Annotated in this window: 24 protein-coding genes, 1 tRNA gene and 3 pseudogenes; 17 read left to right on the plus strand and 11 right to left on the minus strand. The window is 61.9% G+C overall.

Going from position 1 to position 22,061, the window contains the following annotated elements; genetic code table 11:
* Nucleotides 1-19 precede the first annotated feature (19 nt).
* The 3 genes from FHR04_RS07875 to purE are packed head-to-tail and all read right to left on the minus strand — an operon-like array spanning nucleotide 20 to nucleotide 2,171.
* Nucleotides 20-577, minus strand: a complete 558-nt coding sequence (locus tag FHR04_RS07875; RefSeq protein WP_139402265.1) for a GNAT family N-acetyltransferase — start codon at nucleotides 575-577, stop codon at nucleotides 20-22.
* Nucleotides 574-1,677, minus strand: a complete 1,104-nt coding sequence (gene purK / locus FHR04_RS07880; protein WP_139402266.1) for a 5-(carboxyamino)imidazole ribonucleotide synthase — start codon at nucleotides 1,675-1,677, stop codon at nucleotides 574-576. Before purK ends, FHR04_RS07875 begins: the two co-directional genes overlap by 4 nt.
* Nucleotides 1,674-2,171 carry a 5-(carboxyamino)imidazole ribonucleotide mutase gene (gene purE, locus FHR04_RS07885; RefSeq protein ID WP_375782584.1) on the minus strand — a complete coding sequence of 166 codons (498 nt, stop codon included), beginning with the start codon at nucleotides 2,169-2,171 and terminating at the stop codon, nucleotides 1,674-1,676. The genes purK and purE overlap by 4 nt, the downstream gene beginning before the upstream one ends.
* 79 nt (nucleotides 2,172-2,250) lie before the next feature.
* Here purE and FHR04_RS07890 point away from each other — a divergent pair, with 79 nt between their 5' ends.
* Both FHR04_RS07890 and FHR04_RS07895 read left to right on the plus strand, forming a co-directional pair.
* On the plus strand, nucleotides 2,251-3,408 hold the full coding sequence (locus FHR04_RS07890) for a glutamate ligase domain-containing protein (protein WP_249039030.1): 1,158 nt from the start codon (nucleotides 2,251-2,253) through the stop codon (nucleotides 3,406-3,408).
* A 26-nt stretch (nucleotides 3,409-3,434) separates the two neighbouring features.
* Nucleotides 3,435-3,510 (plus strand) — tRNA-Lys (locus FHR04_RS07895).
* A 373-nt stretch (nucleotides 3,511-3,883) separates the two neighbouring features.
* Here the strand turns inward: FHR04_RS07895 and FHR04_RS21670 are convergent.
* Nucleotides 3,884-4,003 (minus strand): annotated as a pseudogene (locus FHR04_RS21670) (IS3 family transposase); the annotation flags it as partial.
* 577 nt (nucleotides 4,004-4,580) lie between these two features.
* Here FHR04_RS21670 and FHR04_RS07905 point away from each other — a divergent pair.
* The 7 genes and pseudogenes from FHR04_RS07905 to FHR04_RS07935 all read left to right on the plus strand — a co-directional run.
* Nucleotides 4,581-5,254, plus strand: a pseudogene (locus tag FHR04_RS07905) (IS5 family transposase); the annotation flags it as partial.
* An 84-nt stretch (nucleotides 5,255-5,338) separates the two neighbouring features.
* Entirely contained in the window at nucleotides 5,339-5,608 is a 270-nt protein-coding gene (locus FHR04_RS07910; RefSeq protein WP_139402272.1) for a transposase, read from the plus strand.
* A gap of 20 nt (nucleotides 5,609-5,628) precedes the next feature.
* On the plus strand, nucleotides 5,629-6,516 hold the full coding sequence (locus FHR04_RS07915; RefSeq protein ID WP_139402274.1) for an IS3 family transposase: 888 nt from the start codon (nucleotides 5,629-5,631) through the stop codon (nucleotides 6,514-6,516).
* A 45-nt stretch (nucleotides 6,517-6,561) separates the two neighbouring features.
* Nucleotides 6,562-6,660: pseudogene (locus FHR04_RS07920) on the plus strand (IS5-like element ISDds9 family transposase); the annotation flags it as partial.
* Between the two features lie 295 nt (nucleotides 6,661-6,955).
* On the plus strand, nucleotides 6,956-7,111 hold the full coding sequence (locus tag FHR04_RS07925; RefSeq protein WP_170213894.1) for a nucleotide-binding protein: 156 nt from the start codon (nucleotides 6,956-6,958) through the stop codon (nucleotides 7,109-7,111).
* A 74-nt stretch (nucleotides 7,112-7,185) separates the two neighbouring features.
* Complete coding sequence (locus FHR04_RS07930; RefSeq protein WP_139402278.1) at nucleotides 7,186-7,536, plus strand: ParA family protein; 351 nt, start codon at nucleotides 7,186-7,188, stop codon at nucleotides 7,534-7,536.
* A gap of 367 nt (nucleotides 7,537-7,903) precedes the next feature.
* Nucleotides 7,904-8,743, plus strand: a complete 840-nt coding sequence (locus tag FHR04_RS07935) for a hypothetical protein (RefSeq protein ID WP_139402280.1) — start codon at nucleotides 7,904-7,906, stop codon at nucleotides 8,741-8,743.
* Here the strand turns inward: FHR04_RS07935 and FHR04_RS07940 are convergent.
* A complete protein-coding gene (locus FHR04_RS07940; protein WP_139402281.1) occupies nucleotides 8,685-9,383 on the minus strand; it encodes a hypothetical protein in 699 nt (232 codons plus the stop codon). The two genes, FHR04_RS07935 and FHR04_RS07940, sit on opposite strands and share 59 nt — an antisense overlap.
* A 221-nt stretch (nucleotides 9,384-9,604) precedes the next feature.
* Here FHR04_RS07940 and FHR04_RS07945 point away from each other — a divergent pair, with 221 nt between their 5' ends.
* Nucleotides 9,605-10,042, plus strand: coding sequence for a hypothetical protein (locus tag FHR04_RS07945; RefSeq protein ID WP_139402283.1), 438 nt, complete (start codon nucleotides 9,605-9,607; stop codon nucleotides 10,040-10,042).
* 81 nt (nucleotides 10,043-10,123) lie between these two features.
* Complete coding sequence (locus FHR04_RS07950; RefSeq protein ID WP_139402285.1) at nucleotides 10,124-11,305, plus strand: tyrosine-type recombinase/integrase; 1,182 nt, start codon at nucleotides 10,124-10,126, stop codon at nucleotides 11,303-11,305.
* Between the two features lie 232 nt (nucleotides 11,306-11,537).
* Here the strand turns inward: FHR04_RS07950 and FHR04_RS07955 are convergent, their stop codons facing one another.
* Together FHR04_RS07955 and FHR04_RS07960 are read right to left on the minus strand one after the other, a co-directional pair.
* Nucleotides 11,538-13,367, minus strand: a complete 1,830-nt coding sequence (locus FHR04_RS07955) for a DUF262 domain-containing protein (protein ID WP_139402287.1) — start codon at nucleotides 13,365-13,367, stop codon at nucleotides 11,538-11,540.
* A gap of 78 nt (nucleotides 13,368-13,445) precedes the next feature.
* Entirely contained in the window at nucleotides 13,446-14,027 is a 582-nt protein-coding gene (locus FHR04_RS07960; RefSeq protein WP_139402289.1) for a hypothetical protein, read from the minus strand.
* A 145-nt stretch (nucleotides 14,028-14,172) separates the two neighbouring features.
* On the opposite strand from FHR04_RS07960, the gene FHR04_RS07965 reads away from it, so the two are divergent.
* Complete coding sequence (locus FHR04_RS07965) at nucleotides 14,173-14,433, plus strand: helix-turn-helix domain-containing protein (RefSeq protein ID WP_139402291.1); 261 nt, start codon at nucleotides 14,173-14,175, stop codon at nucleotides 14,431-14,433.
* 701 nt (nucleotides 14,434-15,134) lie between these two features.
* Nucleotides 15,135-15,422: a type I restriction-modification enzyme R subunit C-terminal domain-containing protein gene (locus FHR04_RS07970; RefSeq protein ID WP_139402293.1), complete on the plus strand. Its 288-nt coding sequence runs from the start codon at nucleotides 15,135-15,137 to the stop codon at nucleotides 15,420-15,422.
* A 57-nt stretch (nucleotides 15,423-15,479) separates the two neighbouring features.
* On the opposite strand, the gene FHR04_RS07975 is transcribed toward FHR04_RS07970, so the two are convergent.
* Both FHR04_RS07975 and FHR04_RS07980 read right to left on the minus strand, forming a co-directional pair.
* Nucleotides 15,480-15,905 carry a hypothetical protein gene (locus FHR04_RS07975; RefSeq protein WP_139402295.1) on the minus strand — a complete coding sequence of 142 codons (426 nt, stop codon included), beginning with the start codon at nucleotides 15,903-15,905 and terminating at the stop codon, nucleotides 15,480-15,482.
* Between the two features lie 7 nt (nucleotides 15,906-15,912).
* A complete protein-coding gene (locus tag FHR04_RS07980; RefSeq protein WP_139402297.1) occupies nucleotides 15,913-16,548 on the minus strand; it encodes a hypothetical protein in 636 nt (211 codons plus the stop codon).
* A gap of 167 nt (nucleotides 16,549-16,715) precedes the next feature.
* Between FHR04_RS07980 and FHR04_RS20945 the strand changes: the two genes are divergently transcribed.
* The 4 genes from FHR04_RS20945 to FHR04_RS08000 all read left to right on the plus strand — a co-directional run bounded on the left by FHR04_RS20945 (nucleotide 16,716) and on the right by FHR04_RS08000 (nucleotide 19,333).
* Complete coding sequence (locus FHR04_RS20945) at nucleotides 16,716-16,997, plus strand: helix-turn-helix domain-containing protein (protein ID WP_260170164.1); 282 nt, start codon at nucleotides 16,716-16,718, stop codon at nucleotides 16,995-16,997.
* A gap of 86 nt (nucleotides 16,998-17,083) precedes the next feature.
* Nucleotides 17,084-17,803 (plus strand): CBS domain-containing protein, encoded by a 720-nt coding sequence (locus FHR04_RS07990; protein ID WP_170213896.1) that lies wholly within the window; start codon nucleotides 17,084-17,086, stop codon nucleotides 17,801-17,803.
* A gap of 82 nt (nucleotides 17,804-17,885) precedes the next feature.
* Complete coding sequence (locus FHR04_RS07995) at nucleotides 17,886-18,317, plus strand: type I restriction-modification system subunit M (protein ID WP_139402303.1); 432 nt, start codon at nucleotides 17,886-17,888, stop codon at nucleotides 18,315-18,317.
* Nucleotides 18,314-19,333, plus strand: a complete 1,020-nt coding sequence (locus FHR04_RS08000; RefSeq protein ID WP_139402305.1) for a PDDEXK nuclease domain-containing protein — start codon at nucleotides 18,314-18,316, stop codon at nucleotides 19,331-19,333. Before FHR04_RS07995 ends, FHR04_RS08000 begins: the two co-directional genes overlap by 4 nt.
* Nucleotides 19,334-19,646: 313 nt before the next feature.
* Here FHR04_RS08000 and FHR04_RS08005 read toward each other — a convergent pair whose 3' ends face one another.
* Nucleotides 19,647-20,894 carry a DnaB-like helicase C-terminal domain-containing protein gene (locus FHR04_RS08005; RefSeq protein WP_170213897.1) on the minus strand — a complete coding sequence of 416 codons (1,248 nt, stop codon included), beginning with the start codon at nucleotides 20,892-20,894 and terminating at the stop codon, nucleotides 19,647-19,649.
* A gap of 61 nt (nucleotides 20,895-20,955) precedes the next feature.
* Complete coding sequence (locus FHR04_RS08010; RefSeq protein ID WP_170213898.1) at nucleotides 20,956-21,900, minus strand: bifunctional DNA primase/polymerase; 945 nt, start codon at nucleotides 21,898-21,900, stop codon at nucleotides 20,956-20,958.
* Between the last annotated feature and the right edge of the window lie 161 nt (nucleotides 21,901-22,061).

A 22,061-nucleotide genomic window follows, 5' to 3' on the forward strand; every position in this document is an offset into this window, starting at 1 on the left:
CGCTGGGGGACACAGCCTCTCAGCGCACGACGCTGAACACCAGGGTGTCGCGCAGCCGGGCCGGATCGTCGACCGCCACCGCGTTGTGGCGCAGCGTGGCGTCCAGGGTGTAGCCCAGCGCACGGGGAATGCGGGCGCTGCGCTCGTTGGCGCTGTCGCAGCGGATCTCGATGCGGCGCAGGCCCAGGGTGTCCAGGCCGAAGGTGGTCAGCGCGCCGGCCACCTCCTGCGCGTGGCCGTGGCCGATGTGGGCGCTTGAAATCCAGTACCCGATCTCGCCCTTCGGCACGCGCCAGTCCAGGGCGTGAAAGCCGCTGCTGCCGATCAGTTCTCGGCCGTCCGCAGTCCAGACCAGCAGCCGCAGTTCCTCGCGGGCGGCGTAGCGTTCGGCGGCGGCCTGCAGGTTCTGGGTGGTCGCCGGCAGATCATCCGGTTCCTGCGCCCACACCATCCAGGGCCGCAGTTCGGGCAGCGAGGCCTGAACCGCAGCGTGGACGGCCGCCGCATCCTCTGGGCGGGGCGCCCGCAGCAGCAGCCGGGGCGTGCGCAGTTCGCTGGGGACATGGGGGGCGGTCATGGAATCAGCCGTTCCAACCGGGCCAGCCGCTCGCGTAGCGTCGCCGCGTCCGGCGCGACGAGGTTGACGTGCCCCAGCTTGCGCCCCGCGCGCCAGCCCTTGTGGTACAGGTGCAGGTGCGTGCCCGCTAGCGCGTCGATGCCTGCCCAGTCGGCTTCCTGGTCCTTCACCCCGATAATGTTGACCATCGCGCAGGGCAGCAGGGGCCGCCAGTCGGCCAGCGGCAGGCCCAGCACGGCGCGCACCTGGGCCTCGAACTGGCTGACGCCGCCGCCGTCCTGGGTCAGGTGACCGCTGTTGTGGACGCGCGGGGCCACCTCGTTGACCAGCAGTTCGCCGTCCGCGAGCTGAAAAAATTCCAGCGTCATCAGCCCTTCCAGGTCCCAGGCCGCCGTCACCCGCCCGGCGATCTCGCGGGCCTGCGCCTCGTGCGGGTCACCCTCCAGGCAGACACTGGTTCTGAGGATGCCGTCCCGGTGGACATTCTCGATCAGCGGCCCGAACGCCACGCGGCCGCCAGGGCCACGCGCCACCGCCAGACTGACCTCGCGCTCAAAGTCGATCAGCCCTTCCAGCACGCACGGCACCCGCCCCATCTGCTGCCACGCGGCCCGCAGCCCGTCCTCGTCCGACACGCGCGCCTGCCCCTTACCGTCGTAGCCCAGTTCCGAGGTCTTGAGAAGGCCCCGCCCGCCCACCTGCCCCAGCGCGCCGTCCAGATCGGCCCCGGTCTCGATGGCGACGAAGGGAGCCGTTCGTGCGCCCGCCGCCTGGAGCGCCTGTTTCTCGCGGGCACGGTGCTTGCTGCGTTCCAGCAGCGCGCGGCCCGGCCGCACCGGCACGCGGCCCTCCAGCGCGCTCAGGGCCTCGCCCGGCACGTTCTCGAATTCCAGCGTCACCGCGTCGCAGGCGGCCAGGGCCTCCAGACCCGCCCGGTCGGTGTACGGCGCGTGAAGGTGGGCGGCGCACAGCCGCGCGGGGGCCTGGGCGTCCGGCTCCAGCACGGTGACGCGCGCGCCCAGCGGCAGGGCGGCCAGTGAGAGCATCTGCGCCAGTTGACCGCCGCCGAGAATGCCCAGGTGCGGCGGGACAGGGGTCATTCCGCACCCGCCTGGGGATGGCCCTCGAAGAACGGGTCGTCCAGCACCGCCTGGGTCTGCCGCTGGCGGTAGGCGTTCAGCCGCTGCCGGACCGCCCCGTCGCCCACCGCGAGCATGGCAGCGGCGAACAGCGCGGCGTTCTTTGCCCCGGCTGGCCCGATGGCAAAGGTGGCCACCGGAATGCCGCCGGGCATCTGGACGATGCTCAGCAGGCTGTCCTGGCCGCTCAGGGCGCGCGACTGCACCGGCACCCCCAGCACCGGCACCCGCGTGAAGGCCGCCAGCATGCCCGGCAGGTGCGCCGCGCCGCCCGCCCCGGCGATGATGCACGCCAAGTCCAGCCGCTCGGCGCGGGCCGCGTAACTGGCCAGCAGTTCCGGCGTGCGGTGGGCCGACAGCACCCGCACCTCGTAGGGCACCTCCAGGGCAGCCAGCACCTCCAGCCCTGCCTCCATCGTCGGGAAATCGCTGCGGCTGCCCATCACCACGCCCACGCGTGGGGGCGGGGTCTGACCTTCGGACGGTGTTTCACTCACGCCCCGCATGCTACCCGGACGCGCTAGCCTCTGGCCTGTGACGGCGCCCGACTACGACTGGCTGTACTCGCGCACCCGCGCCGGCCGGGCGCGCGGGCCGGCGGGGGCGCGGGCGCTGCTGGACGCGCTGGGCGTACCCGACACCCATTTCCGCTCGGTCCGTGTGATCGGCACCAACGGCAAGGGCAGCACCTGCGCCATGCTGGAAGCGGGCCTGATCGCCGCCGGCGTGCGGACCGGCCGCTTCACCAGCCCGCATCTGCACGCCTACGAGGAACGCATCCGGGTGGACGGGGTCAACCTCGATCCGGCGCGCACGCGGGCTTTTATCGGGTGGGCCAGGGTGCACGCGCCGGACGCGGCCTTTTTCGATCTGACGCTGGCGCTGGCGTGTCAGGTGTTCGCGCAGGACGGGGTTGAGGTGGCGGTGATGGAGGCGGGCGTGGGGGGGGTCAGCGACGCCACCCAGGCGCTGTCGCAAGTGGCCACTGTGGCCCTGACCAACGTGGACCTCGACCACACCGGGGTGCTGGGGGCGACGGTGGCCGACATCGCCCGCGACAAGGCGGGGGCGGCCCGGCCCGGCGTGCCGCTGCTGACCACCGCCACGGGAGAGTCACTGGACGTGGTGCGGACGGTGGCCCTGGAGCGGGGAGCGCCGCTGCTGACCCCGGCCACCCATCCCGAACTGTTCGCCCTGCCCCACCCGCCCCGTCTGGAGGGACCGCACCAGCACGCCAACGCGGCCCTGGCGGCGGCCACCCTGCGGAGTCTGGGGCACGGCGAGGGAATAAGGGCGGCCCTGAACGCCCGCCACCCCGCCCGCCTGGAACGCCTCCCGGTGGATGGCAAGACCGTGCTGCTGGACGGCGCCCACAACCCGCACGCCACCCGCGCGCTGGCCCTGGCGGTGCCCCGTGCCGACGTGCTGCTGTTCGGCAACCTGGCCCGCAAGGACACCGACGCCACGTTGAAGCCGCTGCTGGCGCTGACGCCGGTGCGGGTGTTCACGGCGCCGGGCGATCTGGCGACGCCGCCGCAGGCTCTGGCGGCCCGGTACGGCGGCGACGCCTGCCCCGATCCCGCCGAGGCGCTGGCCCGCGCCCTGGCCCTCACCCCGCCGGGCGGCACGCTGCTGGTCACCGGCAGCCTGTATCTGGCGGCAGGCGTGCGGGCGCGGCTTGACAGACATTGAAGACCTGCTATACTTCGCTCTGCTCTGGATCGTTAGCTCAATTGGCAGAGCAGCTGACTCTTAATCAGCGGGTTGTAGGTTCGATTCCTACACGATCCACCACTACATCCCCCGTTCTGTACGGGGGATTTTCTTTTGTGTCTTTCTGCGATGACTGGAACTGCAACAACAGTGCAACAACGGACTGGAGACGGGTACAGGCGCACGCAGCAGCCTGCCCAATGAAACTGGTGAGATGCCGTGGACTCAGTTGACTGTCCCCAGTTTGAAATAAGGTCCGTCGCCTCCTTCAAATTGGAGGGGCTTCCGTCGGGAGGCCCGTACCGTCCCCCGGTTGCTGAGCTCACCTGCTGTCTTTCGGGCTGTTGGCTGGTGAACCGTTGTGTGACGAATCAAAATTACGCCCTCGTGCCCATAGCGGACGGTCCTCTCGCCTTGGAGTGAACCCATCACTTAGACCAGTGGGCAAGCACTTCTAGGCTGCATGAGAGTGGGCGGCGAACTCGGTGGGGGGGATGCAACCCAGACTCGAGTGCAGACGTTCCCGGTTATACAGCGACAGCAACCGAGCCGATCTCCAGGCTCTTCGGGTTGCTGTGTGTCGCGCTTACCAGGATGGCTCAGGTCAGTGGGCAGACCGTGCGGGAAGCTACACTCAGGCGGGACATCGAAACGCTTGCCATGACCGCTGAACGTTTGACTGAGGTCACCGTCGATTTGATGCCGCTCCCGTTTGCTGTCCCAAACGGACCCGCAGCTGTGCGTTTGCAGGTGCGCGTTGGGGCTATGGGACCCAGGGCGATTGCTCTGGGGACAAGCTGCATGCTTGGGCCCGTGCGAGAGGGATCGTCCAGTACGCTCTGCGGCCAGCCAATCCTCATGACGTCACGGTCGGGTTTGAACTCAATCGCCGGCGGCTGGAATTCAGTGGTCCCGAGATCATAGGCGACAATGGGGTGGCGGGAGACCTGCCACCCCAACTCCGGAAACGCATCGAGACCGCCTGCTTTCACCTGGTCGCCGTATAGGTTCGCACTGCTCAGGCGAAAATGCTCTCTGGCTTACGAATTCGCGTTGTGTTGGCCTCCCTTGTCCACGAGCTCACCAGACCATAGAGGTCATCCGGAAATTCGATAACAGTGTGCCGCCCCAGGGAGCGGCACACTCTGGCGATGCGGCTGAACGACAATCAGTGGGCCGTCCTGGCGCCCCTTCTCCCCCAACCCGTCAAGCGCACCAAACGTGGACGGCCTCGCTGTCCAGACCGTGAGGTTCTGGACGGCAGCCTCTGGATCTTGCGGACCGGGGCCCAGTGGAATGCCCTTCCCAAAGGTGAATACCCTTCCAAGACCACAGGTCATGCCCGCTTTCAGGAGTGGACCGAACAGGGTGTGTTTCCCGCCATCCTGGCCGCGCTGTACGAGATGATTGAGGAGCTGCAGCTCCTCGATCTCCGAGAAGCGTTTATCGACGGCACGTTCAGTGCCGCCAAAAAGGGGGCGCAGATGTCGGTCCCACCAAGAAGGGGAAGGGCACCAAGATCATGATCATGGTGGACGCGAATGGTGTGCCACTCGCAGTTCATACCTGCAGCGCCCGTCCCGCCGAAGTGAAGCTGGTCCACGACACGCTCGATGGTTCCTTTGGGATGGATTTTCCAAAGCGCTTGATCGGCGATAAAGCGTATGACAGCGATGGCTTGGACGCCGAACTGGCGACGTTTGGAATTTCGATGATCGCACCCAATCGTCGGAATCGGCGAAAGACCCAGGACGGGAGGCCGTTGCGCCGCTATAAGCGGCGCTGGAAGGTGGAGCGGACCATCGCATGGCTCCAGAGCTTCCGTTGGTCTGCCCCCCGAAAACTGGACGGTCATTGAGTAGAGACGAAGACTCGGTCCCAGCCCTAAGCTGGAAAGCGAGGCCCAGTCATGAAAACCCGTCAGTTCACCGAAGACCAGATCATCAAACTCCTCCAGGACGGCAAAAAGGGCGAGAAGCCTGTTGAGGACCTGTGCCGCGACTTCGGGTGCAGTACCGCGTCCTACTACGCTTGGAAGAAGAAATACGGCGACACCAACGCTGACGAAGCCCGCAGGCTTCGTCGACTGGAGAAGGAAAACGCCCGTCTGCTGCGCATCGTCGGTCAGCAGCGCCTGGAGATCGACGCGATGAAGGACGTCATCGGAAAAAAGCGGTAACGCCCACTCAGAAACGCGCCGTGGTCAGGCAGCTGGTCGCGGCGCACCTCAAGCCCGAACGGGCTTGTGTTCTGGTGGGCCTGGCCAAATCCTCCTGGCATTACCGTCCACAACCGCGCCAGGACAGTGAACTCCGACAACAGATCCGTGACCTGGCCCGGCGGTATCCCCGGCGGGGATACCGCTTCATCCATGCCCTGCTCGTTCGAGCAGGGGTCACCATCAACAAAAAGCGAGTTCGACGCCTCTGGCGCGAGGAAGGCCTCGCCATCAAACCCAAAGTGTCCCGGAAGATTCGCACTGGAGCAGCGATTCCCATGCAGGCCGAATACGCGAATCACGTCTGGACCTACGATTTCATCTTTGACCAGACCCTAGAAGGCAACACCCTGAAAATCCTGACCTTGACGGACGAATTCACCCGGCAGTCCCTGGCCTTGCAGGTGGGGACGTCCTTCACTTCCTTGGAGGTGAAGGACGTGCTCCAGGACGTGATTGACGGGCGTGGGGCGCCAACCTTTCTTCGCAGCGACAACGGTTCTGAATTTATCGCCCGTGACCTCGGGATCTGGCTCGCGGTACAGGACATCGGCACACGGTTTATCGAACCGGGAAAACCGTGGCAGAACGGCTTTGCTGAGAGCTTCCACTCCCGGCTGCGCGCAGAATGTCTCAATCAGGAGGTCTTCTATTCCGCCAAACACGCCCAGGTGCTCCTGGACGATTGGCGGGCGTTCTACAACGCCCGCAGACCCCACTCATCACTCGGCTACCGGACCCCGGACGAGTGTGCTGAGCAGGCCAGGGGGCGGCCTGCCACCCCCCTTTGCGGAGACAACACCGCAAATGTGGCCGTCAGTCCGTCCCCTGGGCGAGCAGGGGAAGCCAATGTTGTACCTTTGACCTGAGCCGAGTCTCTACTCGAAACTGTCCAACTTTTGGGGCCAGCCCACCGTCGTGTCCGGACCCGTGACGAGGTCAAAGCGCAGAACTTCCTGGGGATGGTGCTGCTGGCATGCATCATCATCCTGCTGCGCCTAATTTCCGGATGACCTCTACAGCAAATGACAGAATAGTTGCAGTGTAGAGCGAAGCCTGGGCCACTCCTGGAGCAGTTCGGAGACCAGCAAAAATTTGCTCAGGGTAGAGCTTCTTTTCTGTCAAGTGCTCTAAACGGCGTTGAAAATCATTCAACCTCACCTTACAGGGCACGACTTGACAGACACAGAAAATCAACTTGCAACCAAGTTAAGTAGGAAAGTCGATACATAAATGTTCTTCAACACATATACATACTTATTTCTCTGCTTATCTAAATAGCTGAGTAGGATCTAAAGTATGAAATGCATGGCAGTGCTATCTCTCAAGGGAAGTGTGGGCAAAACCACCCCGGCGCTGTATCTGGGCGACGTCGCCTCCGCCCAGGGGGGGCGCATCACCGTGGTTGACCTGGGGAGCGGACGCAGTGCCTACCACTGGGCACGGCATGTGTCGCTGCCATGAGCCGTACAGCCTTGCCAGTTCGACTGGCTCACCCAGCAGGTTCAAATGGTACGGAAGAAGGGGATCAGGTGATTATGGAAACCCCGCCCCTGCCTAACTCCAGGGATCTGCTGACGCGGGCCGGGACGCTGGTTGATCTCGCCGTTGTCCCGGTGGCCCCGAACGGTCTGGACGTGAACCAGTTGCGCCCCACGCTTGAGCCGCTCTCCGAACTGCAACTCCAGCAGCCCGAACTGGAGATCGCAATCCTCGGGACTCGCCACAACTCACGGCGACCGCTGGCCCGCGAAGCGCAGCAGGCCCTGATAGGGCGGCGAGTCCTGAGCCAGTGCGTGCGAGAACGGGAAATCTACAAGGCGGCCTTTAGTGTGCTGCCCACACCACTGGGCGACGATCAGGCTGTGTGGGCGGAGTGGCAGCGGTGAGCAGCCGTCCCTCGCTCAGTGCGGTCCCTGAGCAGAGCCAGGCAGCCACACCATCGGTCAGGCCCAACCCCAGACAGACGATGGTGCAGCTCAACGTTTCAATTCCGGTCTCTCTGCGTAAGGCGGCGAGGCTCAAGGCCCTGCAAGAAGAGCGTGAAATTGCCAGCGTGGTCAGAGAGCTGCTTGAGGGGTGGGTTGGAGACGACGCCACCAGGGAGGACACGAATGTGTAAAGACACACGGCCGAACGACGTGGGTGTCACTCAGGCGCTGCCAGACGATCCAGGTTTTAACTGCGCAGGCGATCTGCGAATTGCCGCGCAGGCATTTGCCCCCTGCACATGGGCACATCGGCGTCAGGATGACAATGATTCTGCCTGACCCCGGCCCGGTGCCCCGCCCGTTACCAAAGCCAGGCCGCACCGCACCGCAACTCGCCAGTGAGGTGGCGTGGGCGGTGGCCAAGCACGGCGCGCTCACCACCCGGCGGCTCATCCACACATACGGTCCCAAACCACTGTGGCAGGACCTGATTGAGCGGGGCCTGCTGCGTGAAGTGCTCACTCTCTACGGCCCGGTGATTGGACTTACCGATCAGGGCCGCCTGCGCGCCGCCGAACTTAACCGCAAGGCGTCCAGCAACATCTACATCCCCTATGTGTCGGGGGCGAGTAGCCTGGCAGACCGAGCCTATCTCATGGACGCTGTACAACACCTCGAGCGATTGGGCTACCAGTGGGACCACTACACCTACAAACGCGCAGGCCGGGTCGGACGGGCCGCCAGCACGGGCATCAAGCATACCGATCAGATTATTTGCACCACCATGCAGATCCCTGAACAACAGATGCGCGAGTTGCTGATCCATTACCGCCCACTGCGTCACCCCACCGGCAACGCCGGGTACCGTCCCGAGAAGCTCGGTTGCCCATCGTTGTACGCCACCGTGGCCCACGGGGGACTGTCGGCGGCCCGTGTCCGCCGCCTGCTGCGGGTTCACAAAAGCCATCTCGACGTTTGGCATTCACCCCTGTTGCTGGCTGTTCCCGATGCAGCCCCCCTGTTGCCTCTGGTGCGGAGCGTCAACAACAAGCATCGACTGAACATGGAGCAGGCCATTCGGAATCGTCTCGTGAGCCCGCGCCAGATCAACCTGAGGATCTGCCTGCTGATCCTGCCGCTGCCCCGTACGACTGATGCAGGGTGAACGGCTTGTGGCAGCGGGGACGCCCGTCATAAGGGTTGCGCGTCCGCCAGAAATTGACGTAGTACGTCTCCACGCGCGTCACATGTGGCAGCTTCCCACCAGCCTGAAGCCGCTGCGCCAGGTTTATGACGGCGCGCACGCGACTGTGAATGGTCGTCGCCCAGAGCAGCCGGGAGTACCCGTGTTCCGCGAAGGCGCACAGCTTGCGCTCGACGCGTTTGAGGTCGTATCCCGCATCGAACTCCACCGCCGCGTCCGAGGCGTGGGTCAGGTCAAGGGTCTGGACGATCTCGGCGTCAGGGTGCTGTTCCCGTGTGCGGCCTGAAAGCGACACGTGCCGCCACTGCTCTCCCGGGGTCAGGGTCAGCCGACTGCGCGCTTCGGCTAGTCCGGCCAGGTGCATCAGCTCTCGCGGCGCAGCACGCAGGGAGGCAGTATCCTTTCCAATAAAGGTCAGTTCCAGGTCACTCCCCGCGTCATTGACCCGGGTCCGGCAGGTGTACGTCACCCTCGGCAGGGCCAGCCCATCCGCTGCCCTCAGCAGACCACGGCGCTCCAACTGGACAGTCGTCAGGACCAGGTCATCGGCCAGGGTCCGCCGCAACTGCGCCTTGCGCCGGTTCGGGTGAAGTCGTTGCATGAATCCAGAGTAGAAGCCTTTGATTCACTTTTGCTGAAAAACTATGTTTCTAGCTGATCTGGTCGGCTTCTTGCTGTACCGGAGCTGACGGCTGGATATTTAAACAGTTTAGGGTTTTGTAGGAGGCTTTATGTGAAGCAGCCGTATCAAGTCGGATGAAGTCAGACGAATTCTTATACACTTCCTATCAATCGCTTGTGGACAGTCGTTATCTTTTAACCATGCTTGCTTCTGAATTAGGCCGTGAACTGGGTTGGGATCCCAGTACGATGTCCAAGCGCCTGACCATCTATCTGGACGAGTCGGGGCGCTCCAGAAATACCTCACCTTACCTTGATGACCTGACAATCAAACATATACGGGAGGCCAATGACCTTAAGGAGGCAGGTGAAGCAAAAACATTTCGCGTGGCCGTCCAGAAAATCGTGGGGAGCTATACAGAGCCTGTACCACCGGAATCGGTCAAGCAGATTGAACGCCGCTTGGATGCCATTGAGCAGTCACAGGCAGGTCTGCACGGCAAGCTCAACGAAATGCTGACGGCGGTCCAGCAGATTTCGCTGGACAGTGGCCCGGAATTGAGCAGCAGGCTCACTGAGTTACTGACCTATCTTCGGCAGCTCACGCCATCCGCCCAGGAAACGGATGGGCTGTCCTGAGCCAGTGGCCGGACTGTAACGCTGAGAAAAAACATACTGCAGGTGACCGTCTGGGTTGCCCCGTCACAGAGGAAACAATGCATGGGCAAACGGGCGAATGGCGAGGGCACCATCACGGCGCGCAAGAAGAATGGAGTGGTGGTCGGCTACCTCGGCGCAGTCATTGTCGGTTACGGAAAGGACGGTCACGCGGATCGCCGTTGGGTCAGTGGCAAGACCAAACAGCAGGTGGTGACGAAGATGGAGCGCCTCAAGGCGCAGCGCTTTGCTGGCACACTGGTGCCGGGGCAGAAGTGGACCCTGAGCAAGCTGCTTGAACACCACCACCAGCTCAAGGAGCAGGAGGGCATCAAACCCAATACCGTGCGCAGCTACCGGGACACCACGCGGCTGGTGATCGCGCCTTACCTCGGTCACATCGAACTGGAAAAACTCCGGGCGCTCGATGTCTCCAACTGGTTGACCACCCTCCAACGCGAGGGCAAGTCGCCGCGCCGCCGTGAGTACGCGCTGCGGGTGCTCAAGATGGCGCTGCGTCAGGCGGAGCGGCTCGAACTCGTCAACCGCAACGTGGCGGCGGGCGTCCGGCCACCGCGGGTCCAGCAGCAGGAGATGAAGTGCTGGACCCTTCAGGAAGCCAATGCGTTCACAGCGTCCACTCAAGACCACCGCCTGCACGCGGCGTTCTACCTGGCCCTCACCACGGGCCTGCGCCGGGGCGAAATTCTGGGCTTGCAGTGGCGGGACATCAACTGGCAGACCTCACAGCTCAAGGTCCGGCACAACCTCGTCGAGGTGCGCGGAGAATCCGAAGGGCGCATCTATCAGGGAAAGCAGACCGTTTCCAAAATCGGAGTTATTCTCCAGAGTCCCAAGACCAGGGGATCACGCCGGACGATTCCCCTGTCTCCCAAGACCATGGACAAACTGCGCGCCCACCAGCGCCAGCAACATCAGGAGAAAGCCAACGCCGCTGAGGGATGGACCGAGAGCGATTTTGTCTTCGCCTCTACTATTGGTACGCCCACCCATCCGCGCAACTTCTATACCGTGTTCATTGACCTGGTAACCGCTTCGGGTCTCCCGCGTATTCGGATGCATGACCTGCGCCACACCGCCGCCTCACTGATGTTTCAGCGTGGCCTGCCGATCAAAACTATCGCCCAGCGGCTGGGCCACGCGAGTGTGGCATTCACCCTGAACGTGTACACCCACCTGTACGAGGAGCAGAAATCCGAGGCCGCTTTCGACCTGGACGATTGAGGAGGCCAGGCCGCTGGGCCGACCTGCCGGAGCCACCGGATTCTCAACGGCACCCACCTCTCAGACCAGGCAAAACGCGCAGGAAAACGGCAGGATTCACTCCCGGTAAACCGCAAAGTCACGAAGACTCTGTCCTTGCCAAACTACAAACTGGCCGCACGACAAGCCCCTGCGCCCTCCAACTTTCTTGAAGAGCGCAGTGGCTGATCAGGTGTCTGAGCGGTCAGCTTGCTCAGTCTCCAGCTGCTGGACGTTCCGGAGCGTACAGACTGCGGACGACAGGTTCGGCCTCCAGGGTTTCCCGGCGGATCAGCTTCAGGATCTGTTCGGCACGGCGGTAAAGGGTCAGGTAAACCTGAGAACTCATCTGCTCGTTGTCGAGAAGTTCAGGCGCAACCAGGTGGCTGCTCATGCTGTGGCGGAGCTGGGGATTGACCTGAAGGAGGTCATTGAGATACCGGTACGGGGCCTTGTCACTGGCCCGCAGGTTCGTGCCTTTCGGCATCAGCACGCGGTTGACCACGCTGTCACGCACGGCCTCCACCTCCTCAGGGCGGTCCTGCTTGGCCATGGTACGGCGCAAGAAGGCCTGCGGAAACACATGGTGGTCCTGCAATTCCAGGCTTCCGAGAGTGCTCACCGAGAGCAGGTTGTCGCTGGTCCAGTCGCGCAAGCCCTCGGCGGCAAAATGCACGAGGTTGAGCACGCCCTTGTAGATCACGCTGCTGGCCGAACCGTAGGTGAACAACTGTTCTGGATCGCTGAGATTGGGCCGCATGCGCAGAAAATACGAGTGGTCAATCTGCTCACCCCGCGCCACCCGTTGCATCAGCCGGGTGTCTGTCAGGATCTTTTCATTGCTGGCAGCAGAGTAGTGTTCCGCGAAGGTGGTGGACCAGTACCACCAGCGCACGAACATCTGCTGCTGCTGGGTCATGCTGCTGTTGCGGCGCTTATCCAGCTCGAAGAAGAACATCATCAACGGCAGCATCATGGTCTCGGACGGCAGCCAGCGGGGACTGACCATGTAGCGCTGTTCGTGCAAATAATCCAGGGTACGGATGTACAGCCGGGCCACGTCCGGCCAGTGTTTCTTGAAATCGTTGGCTGTGAGTTCACGCAGGATGTGGGTGCGCTCGACGCGCGGCAGCCGCTCGGTAAACACAGCCACAGCGCGCACCAGCAACTCGCGTTTGATGGGGATACCCGGATGACGGTCCAGCAGGTCTTCAAAGGCCTGACGCAGGTTGAAGTGGCCGTACAGTTTGGCCGCCAGGACATCGGTGAAATTGAGCTTGAGGCCAAGCTTGTTGTACCGCTCGAAGAAAATAACGAACTTGTCCAGTCCCATGTCGAGCAGGTAATAGGACATCAGGCGGGGCTCCTCGTAGAGGGTCTTGAGCTTGGGCAGCACCTGACGGAAGATCTTGAACGCGGCCCTCTCGGCGTCCACATCCCCCTCCTTGACGAGGGCGCGGCCATAGGCTGTTTCCCGGCGGAAATACTCCTGGACCTCGTCATCAAATGGCACGCCCTGCGTGTAGAGGTAAGCGTAGTCCAGGGGCACGCAGACCTGGTTGCGCAGGTCCTCGCCCTGAATCCCGAGTTCGGGGTGCAGGAGCTGTTCGAGACTGAGCTGACGCATGCCCTCAGCGGTCACGTCACTGCGCACCGTGAAATACACCTTGTCGTGTCCCTTGAGGGCGCGGTAGATGCTGGTCAGGCGCTGCTGACCGTCCAGGATGATGCGCAGGCCAGAAATCTGACTGGCTGCCTTCATTCGCTTTTCGTCGTACAGGAGCCGCTCGACCTTGGCCCGGCTGCCTTCGCCCCGGCGGGGGCGAACGTCCACGCGGCGCAGCGCCATCTCAAAGTCCGGTTTGCCGTATTTCAGGGAACCGATGTAGAGGCCCTGTACGATGGAATCGAACAGCGTGTAGCTCGATTCGAGGTCCCAGGCGAAGTCGCGCTGGAATTCCGGCAGCAGCAGGGCGGGCGGGTCGGCGCTGAGCTGGGTCATGATCTGCTGGATGCTCTCACTGTTGGAATATTCGTGTGACATGGCAACCTCGGCAACAGGGAATAGAGGAGTTTGCCTGGTCTGGGGAAAAACCAGATCAGGACGGGACGTAAGGAGGCGTCAGGTCAGCAACACTGGCAGTGCGGTGGCCTCGTCGTTCACGTACACGTAGGCCGCATACACCAACTGATCGGCGTTCTGGCCCACGAACATGAAGAAATGCTGCCGGTCGACCAGTCCCAGCCGGTGAGCCCGACGCAGCCACCCATAGTGCTCCAGTGCGTCGCCGATCAGGTTGTCCGGGCGAATCATCCAGTGCCCCAGCCAGTCCACATCGTTTGTGCCGTAGATGCTCAGGCAGTCGCTCCAGCCCAGCAGGTACTGGGGGTCAACGGCCAGGAGCTGGCAGGGCAGGCCCTGCCGGAACTGCGGGTAGCCGGCATGAGACGCGTCGGCGATATGGGCACTCGTGCCCAGGCGCGTGCCGAAGAGTGCGCCGCTGCGGTGATGGCCGGGACTGTCGAGCATGCCCAGAATGACCCGGCTGGCGGTGTCCTCAAGCCGGACGTGTGTCGGGGCAGGCGCTGAAACCAGATCACGTTCCAGTGCGGGCCAGCCCAGAAAGCGCTGTGTTGCTCGTGGAATGTAGGTAGCCTGGCCCTCCTGCGGGCCGGGAGAAACGTCTGCGGGGTACTCTGTCATTGATCCACCTCTCCAATGAATTGGGTCCTGAAGGGGCCAGAGCCTGAGAACTCCCCCTTCAGCTTCAATACTACCATATCCCGCAGCCTCACCAAGCGGGAGTATCACGTTAATGCAGCCTTGCAAATACGGCAGAATGCGTTTTATGTCGGCCACCAGATGGCGTTTAGCCACTTTCCTGCGCGAGCGAGGGCTGAGCGCCTACGCACTTGCCAAGGCCATGGAAGCCCCTCGTCCAACGACCATTTACAGGCTCGCCCGTGAGGACCATGAGCCAACCCGCGTCGATCTGCCCACCCTGACCGCCGTTCTCGACGGCCTCCGGCGGCTGACAGGCGAGGACATTCAGCTCACTGACGTCCTGGAATACGTCCCGGATGTTGGGGCTGGCGAGGAAGCACAGTAAAACGTGCGGGTGGTGGTGCGGCGGCCAAGGGATTGACCAATTTGGGGCATGCGTGACTGCTCCTCTTGATTGCGGGAGAAGGCCAGTCCTGTGCGGCTGACCAGCTCCTTAAGCCGCGCCAACCTGCGACAAACTGGTCAATATCCTGGACTGAGCGTTGCCAAGAAGCTTCCAAAAGAAACCGGGCGATGTAGAGTTCACACGCCTGGTCCGTTGATCAGTCACACGTCACTGGCCGCCGTCCGGAACCGTCCAGCCCCAGGTTTCGATGTGGACCAGACCGTAGGCCGTCTTGTCCCCCCTCCCCGGTGTAGCGGGCGTAATCGGCGAGCAGCCGCATGAAGCTTGACTCGAAATCCCTCGGCGGCGCAATCTGATACTGGACGTCACCGACGCAGGCCCTCAGGGGCGCCTCGCGCATGCCTTTGAAGTAGACGCTGCGGGGGCGCAGACCAAAATCCCTGATGCACACCGATCGGCTGATCCACACGATCAGATCTGGGCCAAATTGTCAGCGTCGCCCACGGCAGCTGACCCACACTGAGGCGCGGGATTTTGAGAAACCGCGAGCGGCGGCCTGAGCGCAGGAGTTGCGTGTGCTTGAGCTGGAATTGTGTGGACGGGATTCACGCCCGTGCAATTGGACAGGGCCTGAAATGAGTTGGCCAACAAGGAGATGGCCGCCGGGTTGATGGGGTTACATCCGGCAGGCCGCACTTGGTGGGGACTTACGCGCCCTCGATGACCGCGTTGAGCGCGACCTGAGCCGCTTGCTGGCGTCGGCACCGTGGACTCCGCCCCAGGAAAGCTGGCTCAGGGTGCTGGCACAGCAGACCCAGGCCATCGGACTGGTGGACGAAGCTGCGCTGGATGAACCGGACCTGCTGCTCAAGCGGGACTACGGCGGCGCCGCCTGTCTCGACAAACCGTTCGGAAGAGACGTAAAGGCAGCCCTCCGGCGCTTTAATGCAGAGATCTGGGCGTCTTGATGCAGTGTGTGTCGAGGGGGCGATGGAGGCAGCCCCTCGCTCCATGCCGTCGCACTTTTACTTCATCCGGATGAATTTCGCGTCTAGCTTGGCGAAAATGTCGCTGACTGCTGCGGCGTAAGCGCTGCTATGGGTGGCTGTGACCGTGGTGATGCCCCCGGCGCTGATCACATTCCAGCTCATCTCCTGCGGATAGTTGGCAAGCGAGAACGTAGTGTTGGCAACAGTGTTGGGATTGGAGCGCAGGACCACGCTGTTACGCTCAATGTCCTCGGCCCGCCAGGGCTGACGCGTAGGCTCGTGGGGCGCTGTGGGCGCAATCGCTACAATCGCGGCCAGCACGGAGTTGTCTTCGCCTGCCTTGGGCGGCTGCGTGGCGTAGCTGACGCTGGTGGTGATCTGGACGGGTGCGGTGCTGTTCAGGGTGGGGGCGCAGGCGGCTAGGAATAGCCCGAGGGCGAGGACAGCTGGAAGGTTGTTCATAGGAATCTCATGGATAGACCTGAAAGTTGTCGATTTTTTCGGGCAGCAGGGCTACGACTGTCTTTTCCACGCCGTAATTGGCGGGCAGCATGGAACCGGGTCTCAAGACATTGGGCGTTGCCCTCAGGGCTTTTGCTGCGGCGCTGGACACACCGTCGAGCTTGAAGGTGATGCGGACGGAGCGCGCCCTGGTTCCGGCGATCAGATAAGGCTCGCTGCTGCCTGCAGTGACGGGTTCAGCGTCTGGAACGGGTTCCGCCTTGACGATAGTGAACTTGCCGAAGCAGTACACCCCCCGGTCACCGTCAACAATCCAGTTGTCCTGCTCAGCCTGGGTGGGAACCATGCTGATCCGGGTGCGGCCAGCGCCGTCTGACGTCCGGGTGACCTCTGCCAGTTTTTGACGCTCAATGAAATCCACGGCAGCCACCGAACCACCGAATAGGCCGCCCAGAACGGTATTCTTCAGGTTCACACCGCGCAGACATGGACGCTCGTAGGGTTCGCCGCTCCGGGCGTTGAGGGCCAGGCCACCCTGATCAACGTAGTACTGGGCTACCTTGCTCAGCTCAGCGGTGTCCACGCTGCGACTGTTTTGACAGGCCGTCATTGCGAGGGCAGCAGGAAGCAGCAGTCTCAGCATTTTGAGAGGCGGTGACGCAAGGAAAAGGCGTGGGATGTTGACCTCCTGGATAAGCCGTACGTCGCACAGTCAAGGCGTCCGTATATGCAAATTATAAATGGCCTAAATCTAAAATGCCAATTTCTAGATTGTCGCTTCTGAATTGGAAGTGCGGAACGCTTGGCGTTATGTCCAAGCGAAATTACACGACCCACACGCCAACGGCTGAGGAGTTGTTGTTGCGCTCCGCTCTGGGACGCAGGATTCGCAGACTGAGACGGGTGGGGGAAATCGCCAATCAGGAATCCTTCGCAGACGCCATCGGTGTCAGCCGGGTTCATATGAGCAAGATCGAACTCGGTCGGGCAGACCTCCGGTTCTCGACGCTCCTGAAGATTGCCCAGGGCCTGGGGCAGCCGCTTGACGAGTTGCTGCGGGACCTGGCGTCGGAAGTACCCCTGCCCGAGTGAGTCTGGCAGGGGCGGTTGGTCATCGGTGCGCTCCAGGCGGGGTAAGCCTGGACAGGGCGAGAGCTGGTATGTGTACCCTCGAGGTCATGAAAGACCTGCACGAGCTGACCCTTGAGGAGTTGCGGTATTTCCTTCGCTTGCTGCGCCAGGCGCGCTATGCGGCGCTCGATGACGCCGAGGACTTCATCTCCATCTGCTTCGCGCTTGAGGAAATCGGGCTGCGCATTCTGGGGGAGAAGCGGACGGGGCTGGGCGGCTACCAGGACGCCCTGACGTTCTGGGTGAAGGATGCCCGGCAGGATCAATTCAGCGCCAACCTGCGCCGGCTTATTGGCGCTCGCAACGACAAGTCGCATACTGGGGCGTACGCCCGTAACGCCGTAACCAAGGCCGTCGCTGTTGGCTCCGTGCTGGAGGATTGTTTGATGGCGCGTCTGATGACGGTGGAGGACATCATGACCGAAGGGGTGGTCTTCGCTGAACCGTTCATGTCATTGGCGAAGGTGCGAGAGCTGATGCTGAGCCACTCTTTTTCCTTTCTGCCCGTGAAGTGGGGCGAGAAATTCGGGCTGCTCTCGGACCGGGAGGTGGCCCGCCTGTGGCGCACCTACGCCAAAAAAGACAGTGAGCCACACCTCACCCCCCTGCGTGACCTGATAGCCCAGGGCAAACTCAGCCCTGGACCGGTGAATGTCATTGAAATTGATACGAAGCTCCAGGATCAGGTGATTTCCGCCGAACCTCAACTTGTGGTTAATGCAGAAGGGTATGTGGTGGGCATTATCTCGGCTTTCGACTGGCTTTAGCTCCGGCAGTGCAGGCACGGCACAGCCGCCGCACCAGACCTGATGCAGCTAATTTCTGGCCCATCCGCCACAATAGGGAGCGATGACGCAACTGCAAACCACCCGTGACGGCGTCGCCAAGCTGTGGGGGCTGTGTGATGGGATGTGCGACGACGTGGCCTATCACCAGTACGTGACAGGGCTGACCTACCTGCCGTTCTTTAAAATGGGCGAGGAAACTGGCAGCGAGTTGCCCCTAGGGTACCGCTGGCGTGACCTGAGGGTCAGGTACGGGCTGCAGCAGCTGGATTTTGACAAGGCGATGCTGCATCTTGGCACTGATACACGCGGGGTGGTTCAGGGGATTTATGCCAACGCCAACAGGATGATCACCAACCCCACCACCCTCGTGAACGGCATGGACAACCTCGACTGGTGCAGCGCCAGGAGTGAGGGCCTGGGAGACCTGTATGAGAGCCTGCTGGAGCTGGGCGAGGACGAGGCGGCACTTGAAGAGACCGGGGTTCTGGGGTGACCCGGTCCAGTGGGAGAGGGGAACAATCGGCTACGCCCGCCCCGGCTGATTTCGCCCCGGTCCTGATCCTGATTCAGCAGGCCCAGGCCCGCGCGTTGCACAGCGTCAACCGCGAGCTGATCGAGCTGTACTGGCAAGTTGGCGAATACCTGCAGCAGAAGATCCAGACAGACGGCTGGGGACGCGGCACGGTCAAGGAACTGGCGGACTGGCTGACCGCGCAGAACCCAGAGGCCAGAGGTTTCTCGGCGTCCAATCTGTGGCGGATGCGGCAGTTTTACGAAACCTACCGCCAGAATCCAAAACTCGCAGCACTGCTGCGAGAATTGAACTGGACGAATAACCTCGCCATTATGGGACGCGCGAATACCGATCAGGAAAGGGAATTTTATCTACAAGCGGCCATCCGTGGCCGCTGGAGTCAGCGGGAACTAATTCGGCAGATTGATGGCGGCCTGTACGAACGCGCCCTGCTGAATCCGGCGCAGCTCTCGCCCATGTTGCAGGCCCAGCAGCCTACCGCTGCACAGATTTTCAAAGACACCTATCTGCTGGATTTCCTGAAGCTGCCCCGGACACACAGCGAACAGGACCTGCAACGCGGTCTTGTGGCCCATTTGAAAGATTTTCTGCTGGAGCTTGGCCCGGATTTTGCTTTCATGGGGGAGGAATACCGCCTGCAAGTGGGTCAGCAGGATTTCTTCATTGACCTGCTGATGTATCACCGCCGCCTGCAAGCGCTGGTGGCGTTTGAGCTGAAGATCACGGCCTTTGCGCCGTCCATGATGGGGCAACTGGATTTTTACCTGGAGTCGCTGGACCGGGACCACCGGCTCGCTCACGAGAATCCCAGCATTGGTGTGCTGCTGTGCCACAGCGCTGATACACAAGTCGTGGAATATGCCCTGGCTCGTAGCGCCAGCCCCGCGCTCGTGGCCCGCTATTTAACGGAACTGCCGGACAAAGCCCTTCTTGAAGCCAAACTGAATGAGTTCTACGCTCTAGAAGAGGGCTGACTGCGCCTCAAAACGAGGGTGGAGCTTCGCCAATGCCCACTAGAACACTGCCGAGGGCCAGAACATCAGGCCCTGAAGATGGTCGAGATCCAACCTGAAGACGCTGACCCCACAGTTGTGGTTCTCAGTCCCCAACACTCTCCACAGCTGTCGTCTGGCGTGGTATCCAGCATCGAATCACGCGGAGCTGTTCGTCCTCTGAGGCTCAGTCCTGACCCGCCTTCGCAAGACACGGACCGTTGATGAACTCTTTCCTATTCCCCACGCGCGTGGGGAACAGGTCTTGACTTCGCTCAGGCCGCCCGCATCGGACTTACTGCTTCATGCTCACACGTCCCACATCGATTTGCTCAATCAACGCATATCTGCCCGAGCCAGGGTGCCATTTCACGAGGTACTGCATGCCCGCCTCCCCCTCCCGGTTTTTCACCAAGTCCAACACCAGATAGCGCCACCTATATTCCAGAGTCGCCGTCTCTGAAGGCAGCTCATGGCCTAGGGCCAGGGCATGCTCGGGATTGAGCGGATACAGCAGCAGCGCCGTATTTGCGGTGTATTCGATGCCCCCGGATTCTTTCCAGACGGCCAGCCGGTCATCCAGGCTGCGGGTCAGGAGTTCCCCGTAATGACCACGGCTGACGCTGGACAGGAGCAGGATCGGCGTCTGCTCTTCACGCCCGAGACGCACCTGCAATGACATCACGATGTCGTCAATCTTGTGCCGCTTCTCGGCGTCGATGTCTGAAGGCATGCGTTGCAGGTAATCGAGAATCACCAGCGGCGACTGACCAGAAAGGCTGTGTTGCCGCCGCACCTCAGCAATGATACGGTCAATTCCCCATTGCTGGGATGACCGTGCGCCGTTCCCTTCGTGAATCTGGAGTTGGTAGGCCGTGGAGGTATGAAGGTGATCGAAGGCTGGATGACCTTCAAGCAAGGGGCGCAAGGCCTGGTTCTTGAACTGCCCTGTTCGGAATGCCGAGAGCGGAACTTGGATGAGGGGAGCAATGATACGTGACCAGAGTTCCGCTTTGGACTGCTCGAAGGTGATGTATAGAACTGGTTTTCCTGCCTCGGCGTTGAGCAGGGCGATGTGAAGGGCCATGGCCGTTTTGCCGCCAGATGTGCCTCCGCCCAGCAGATGCAGGCCGGGGTAGAAACCACCCCCCAAGGCCCGGTCCAGCTCTGGAAAAGTCGCCGAGTACAGAAAACCATTCTCCTGCTCTGCCCGCCGGTCTATAAGGTGGGTAAAGTCGCCCCGGAGATACTGTGACTCACTGCTGAGGTGACGATTCACAGCTGTTTCTGCTGCGCTCTCCAGCCCCTGCGCAATCTCGGCAGGGGAGGAGATGTCGCTAAGTTCAGGGGTGAGCGCGTACCACTCCAGACCAGAACGATTCAGGGACCGGGTGAGTTCAGCATCCGGGTGTACGACGTAGAGACTGCGCTGGTCTTGGCGCAGGCGCGTGCGGGAGTCGGCGTTCAGTTGGCTGGTTGGAATGAATGAGCTGCCCGTTGGTGATCCTAGACGCTGAAACAGTGCTGGAGGAACGACGTACACTGCGCCATGTGCCGAAAGTTCTGGGGCGGAATCCGGCACTGTGACGGGGCGTCGGGACGCTTCAGGAGCCATTCTTTTTCCGCCAGGCGTAGCGTTTGGAGACGGTAAAGGCGCTGTGGAGCGACTGTTCGGCCTCCTTCCGGGTGTATGGTTCAATTTGATTCTTGGCATTTGTCGCTGGTACCCGGTCAGCGAAGGTGTGCATATGGGGCAATGCCTCTGAGAGCGTGTAGCCATTGTCTCTCAATTGCGTCGCCAGCCAAAAACCCGCCTTGTTGCGCCCAGTGGAAGTTTGGGCCAAGGCTCGCGTCACCAAGCGTTCAGGCGATGCTGACTGCGTTACGGGAAGCTCGTCAGATTGAACAGGCTGTTTCGCGCCTACAGGCGGCCTTGTACTGGGACTTGCCTCCTGTGCGTTCAGAAGCTGCCTCAGCTCAGAGGGCAGGATTTCCATATTCTCAAGATCATCGAATGAGCGGAGTTGCTCATAGGTCCCAGCGGCATTGTGGCTTGGGGGTAAAATGGCATACCCACCATCGCCCCGAATGTCCAGACCAGGCCACTCCTGTCCCAACACTCCAGCAACTTTTGCGCTGACCGTTCGTACCGGCGAACCCGGGTGTCGGAGGTAGAGGTGGTACCCACCGCTTCCCGTTCTCACATGTGGATTCCACCCCATACGCTTACGCAGAAGCTCTCCAGCCTCGCCATCGAGATCGAGAACCACGACACCGCTCAATGCACCAGTGATGACGGCAATGCCCTTTCCGGCAGGCTCTCCAAACCAGGTCTCCACGTCTGAGACGGTGGGCCGGGTGCGTTGCAGGGCGGCCCAGGAGGGGGCCTTGCGTTGTTTAACTGTCCGGGTGTGTCCTGTTGCTACCAAAATAGGGTGCGGCTGTTTGGCCCTTGCCCCATTGGCCTGGACAGGCAGGATGCTCCAGTCCCTTGCCAAGTAAGCCAGGGCAGCGTTCAATAACGTCGTGTCAGGTGTAGATGCGTTCATATCGTCATCCTTGCTGCCGTGTGGGCGGTAGCCACCCCTTCTCATCCTGCGGACGTAGTTCGCCGTCCGCCCATCCCGTAGGGTGGGCAGCGGCTTTAGCTCGTTACACTTCTTTGGATCAGCGAAGTCGATTTTTCACTGTCCCAGAGGCGTCCGCGAAA

It is taken from the genome of Deinococcus radiopugnans ATCC 19172, from assembly GCF_006335125.1.
In the GTDB taxonomy this organism is placed as follows: Bacteria; Deinococcota; Deinococci; order Deinococcales; family Deinococcaceae; genus Deinococcus; species Deinococcus radiopugnans.